Below are 3,454 nucleotides of genomic sequence, written 5' to 3'. Positions count from 1 at the left end.
CGCCGGCGATACCGGAGAAACCCAGAACGGCGGCGATGATGGCGATGACAAAGAAGATGATGGCGTAGTGCAGCATGGCGCTCCTCGCGGGTGGTCGAGCCTTGGATGGCGTGGGTCCATCCTCCCGATCCTGCGGTGTGCAACCAGTGATGGCGATCTATGCAGCAGATGAAGCCTTCAGCCTGCGCAGCCCTTCTTCGATGCTGACCTGCGGCACGTAGCCGAAGTCACGGCGCGCCGGTTCCATGCTGTACCAGTGTGGCGTACACAGCTGTTCGGCCAGGAAACGGGTCAGCGGCGGCTCCCCGCGCAGTCGCAGCAGCGGCCACAGCCGCTCGCAGACAGCGCCGATGCGGTAGGCGGTCTTGAAGCTGATCGCCTTGTCCACCGTCGGCGCACCCACCGCAGCCAACAGCTTGTTCACCAGCTCGCGCATCGGCAACGGCTCGCCATTGGAGATGAAGTAGGCCTTGCCCGCGCACGCAGCGCCCGGTGCCAACGCTTCGAAGGCGAGGAAGTGCGCCAGCGCGGCATTGTCGATGTAGGTGGTATCGACCTTGTTGCTGCCATCGCCCACCAGGCGCAGGCGGCCCTGCCGCGCACGCTCGGCCAGGCGCGGCACCAGCTGCTGATCGCCAGGGCCCCAGATCAGGCGCGGACGCAACGCCATCGTCGCCAACGCGGCATCGTTGGCGGCCAGCACGCGCTGTTCGGCGATCGCCTTGGTGGCCGCGTACGGCGCCTGGAAATCTTCGCCGTACGGCACCTCGTCGGCGCCGAGGCCTTCCACCGGATGGGTAGCGCGATGGGTCACGCTGGGCGTGGAGGTGTAGACCAGCCTGCCGATGCGGTGCGCGCGGCAGGCTGCGATGACGTTGTCGGTGCCGACCACATTGGCCTGGTGGTAGCTGTCATAGCTACCCCACGCGCCGGCCTTGGCACCATTGTGGAACACCGCATCGACGCCGGCCACCGCATGCAGCACCGCCTGCGCATCGGCCAGATCACCGCGGATCTGGCCCACGCCCATCGCCTGCAGTTCGGGGTAGTGGCTGCGGTTGAACGCCAGCACCTGGTGGCCACGCTCAACCAGCCCGCGGCACAGCGCCTGACCGAGGAAACCACCGCCGCCGGTGACCAGGATTTTCATGCGCGCTTCTCCAGTTCGGCGCCGGCCCAGACGGCGAGCTTTTCGCGGCCGATCTTGGCGTTGTGACGGATATCGACGGGGAACGCCGGATGCACCAGGACGTGCTGCAGGTTCGCATCGGGCAACCGTGCGGCGGCTTTCGCACGCAGGGCCTCGCGCAAGGCCGGGCTGTCGCTCTGCCCGCGCTGCAGTTCCACGCACAGCACCGGTACCTGTGCACCGGCCGGGCCAACACCCACCAGGGCCGTGCGCGCCACGCCGGGCACGGTGTTGAACACCGGCTCGACCTGTTCGGTGTACAACGGCCCCTGCGCGGTTTCCACGCGATGGGTCTTGCGGCCGCAGAACCACAGACGGCCCTGTGCATCAAAGTAGCCCACGTCGCCCATGCGATGGACGATGCGGGTGCTGCCATCGGCCAGCGTCTCGCGGATCTTCGCCGCCGCGGTGGCCTGCGGGCGGTTGAAGTAGCTGTCGGTGGCGGTTGGGCCGGCCACAGTGATTTCTCCCACCTCGCCGGTGGCCAGCACACGTGCCTGCGACCAGTCGGCCAGCGGCGCGTCATCGATGGCGATGATGCGGACCTCGTTCGGTTCCACCACGCTGCCCACGCAGGTGCCAGCGCCGGCCTCGGTGGCGGCGCGGGTGCGCTCCAGCTCACGACCCTCCACCACTGCCACCGGCAGGCACTCGGTGGCGCCATAGGGAGTCCAGAACTGCGCATCGGCCGGCAGCAGGCTGCGGATGGTGGCGACCACGTCCGGCGGCACCGGTGCACCGGCCGAGGTCACCCGGGTCACCGTCGGCAGCGGCCGGCCATGCTTCGCCAGCACCCGCATCAGCGCGGGCGAACCAAACAGCTGGGTCACGCCGAAGCGCTGGATGGCATCGTGCAGGCGTGCCGGGTCGGCCTGCGCCGGCCGCGTCGGGTCCATGTCCGGGATCACCGAGGTCAGGCCCAGCGCCGGGTCGAACAAGGCAAACGGCGGGAAGGTCGGCAGGTCCACCCCGCCCGCTTCCATGCCGAAGGCACTGCCCAGCAGCTGGATCTGGCCGACGAAATGGCGGTGGCGGTAGACCACGCCCTTGGGCACGCCGGTGGAGCCACTGGTGAACAGGATCGCGGCCATGTCCTCGCCATCGGTGTCGGCCAGCATCGGCCCAGCGCTGGCGCCGGCGCGCTCCAGCGCGGCCAGGCTGGTGCCGCCCCAGCCGAGGCGGCGGCCGACAGTGACCAGGCGGGTCGCCGAGGGCGCCCAGCGCAGCGCCAGCCGCGCCACCTGCGCCAGTGGAATGCCGATGAAGGCCTGCGGCTGCGCCTCGTCCAGGCACTGCTTCAGGGCGCGCTTGTCGATGCCCGGGTCGACCAGCACCGGCACCGCCCCCAGCTTGAACAGCGCGAACATCAGCAGGAAGAATTCCGGCGAGGGCCGCACCATCACCACCGTGCGCACCCCGCGGCCGATCCCGTAGCCGGCCAGACCGGCGGCCATGGCGTCGCTGCGGGCATCCAGCTGGCGGTAATCGAGGGTGACGTCGTAGGCGGCCATGCCGTTGCCGGCGCCTCGGCGGCCCGGGCAGCGGATGGCGATCTGATCGGGGCGTTCACGCGCCAGTTCAGGCAGGCGCGCGGCAATGTTGCAGGGTCGGTTCATCCGTTCATTGTCGCCGCTTACGGAATTTCTTGCGCGGCGGCCGACTTCGTGGAAAATCCGCACCCTCGTTCCCGATTCCGACTGCCGCCCGAGGCGGCTTGCCCATGCAACATCCCTGCATGACCTGCGGCGCCTGCTGCACCCAATACCGCGTGGCCTTCCACTGGATGGAATCGGACGAGGTCACCCCCGGCGGCGTGCCGCACCAGCTTACCGAGGTGCTGGACCCGCATCGCCTGTGCATGCGCGGCACCCATTCCAAGCCGGTGCGCTGCGTCGCGCTGGATGCGCAGATCGGCGTGTATTCACGCTGCACCATCCACCCCAACCGGCCCAGCGTGTGCCGTGAGGTGGATGCATCGTGGGAATACGGCAAGGCCAGCCCGCAGTGCGACAAGGCGCGCATCGCCTATGGCCTGGATCCGCTGACCCTGGCCGACTGGCGCTGGCGTGATGACGCCGACAATGACGACGACCACCCGGACGACAACGGCAACAGCCCTTCCTCGCCGCCGCAGGCGCCGGTCGCCGCGTAATGGTAGTGCCGGCCGCCGGCCGGCAACCTCATCAACCCTTCGGGTGTTGGGGGGCCGCCCCCGGGCCCCCCCCCCGCGGGGGGGGGGGGGGGGGGGGGGGGGGGGGGGGGGGG

The 3,454-nt window shown here is 69.7% G+C and carries 4 protein-coding genes; 1 reads left to right on the top strand and 3 read right to left on the bottom strand.

What is annotated here, in order from left to right; all coding sequences use genetic code 11:
* From O0J15_RS20505 to oleC, 3 genes are all read right to left on the bottom strand, one after another.
* The coding region (locus O0J15_RS20505) for a DUF1328 family protein (protein WP_308306217.1) at window positions 1–76 on the bottom strand (76 nt) is incomplete at its 3' end.
* 81 nt (window positions 77–157) lie between these two features.
* Window positions 158–1,150, bottom strand: a complete 993-nt coding sequence (oleD, locus tag O0J15_RS20500; RefSeq protein WP_134735589.1) for a 2-alkyl-3-oxoalkanoate reductase — start codon at window positions 1,148–1,150, stop codon at window positions 158–160.
* Window positions 1,147–2,805 carry an olefin beta-lactone synthetase gene (gene oleC, locus O0J15_RS20495; RefSeq protein WP_134735588.1) on the bottom strand — a complete coding sequence of 553 codons (1,659 nt, stop codon included), beginning with the start codon at window positions 2,803–2,805 and terminating at the stop codon, window positions 1,147–1,149. The genes oleD and oleC overlap by 4 nt, the downstream gene beginning before the upstream one ends.
* Before the next feature lie 104 nt (window positions 2,806–2,909).
* Here oleC and O0J15_RS20490 point away from each other — a divergent pair, with 104 nt between their 5' ends.
* Window positions 2,910–3,341, top strand: coding sequence for a YkgJ family cysteine cluster protein (locus O0J15_RS20490; RefSeq protein WP_029380125.1), 432 nt, complete (start codon window positions 2,910–2,912; stop codon window positions 3,339–3,341).
* The last annotated feature ends 113 nt before the right edge of the window (window positions 3,342–3,454 follow it).

The organism is Stenotrophomonas sp. Sm10 (assembly GCF_030985515.1).
Classification (GTDB): Bacteria; Pseudomonadota; Gammaproteobacteria; order Xanthomonadales; family Xanthomonadaceae; genus Stenotrophomonas; species Stenotrophomonas hibiscicola.
The sequence above is the reverse complement of the archived record's forward strand: the minus strand, read 5'-3'. Positions and strand labels throughout refer to the sequence as shown.

What these genes read in the sequence shown, in the direction of transcription:
- oleD (WP_134735589.1), bottom strand. Translation starts at nt 1,150, where the DNA reads ATGAAAATCCTGGTCACCGGCGGCGGTGGTTTCCTCGGTCAGGCGCTG.
- oleC (WP_134735588.1), bottom strand. Translation starts at nt 2,805, where the DNA reads ATGAACCGACCCTGCAACATTGCCGCGCGCCTGCCTGAACTGGCGCGT.
- O0J15_RS20490 (WP_029380125.1), top strand. Translation starts at nt 2,910, where the DNA reads ATGCAACATCCCTGCATGACCTGCGGCGCCTGCTGCACCCAATACCGC.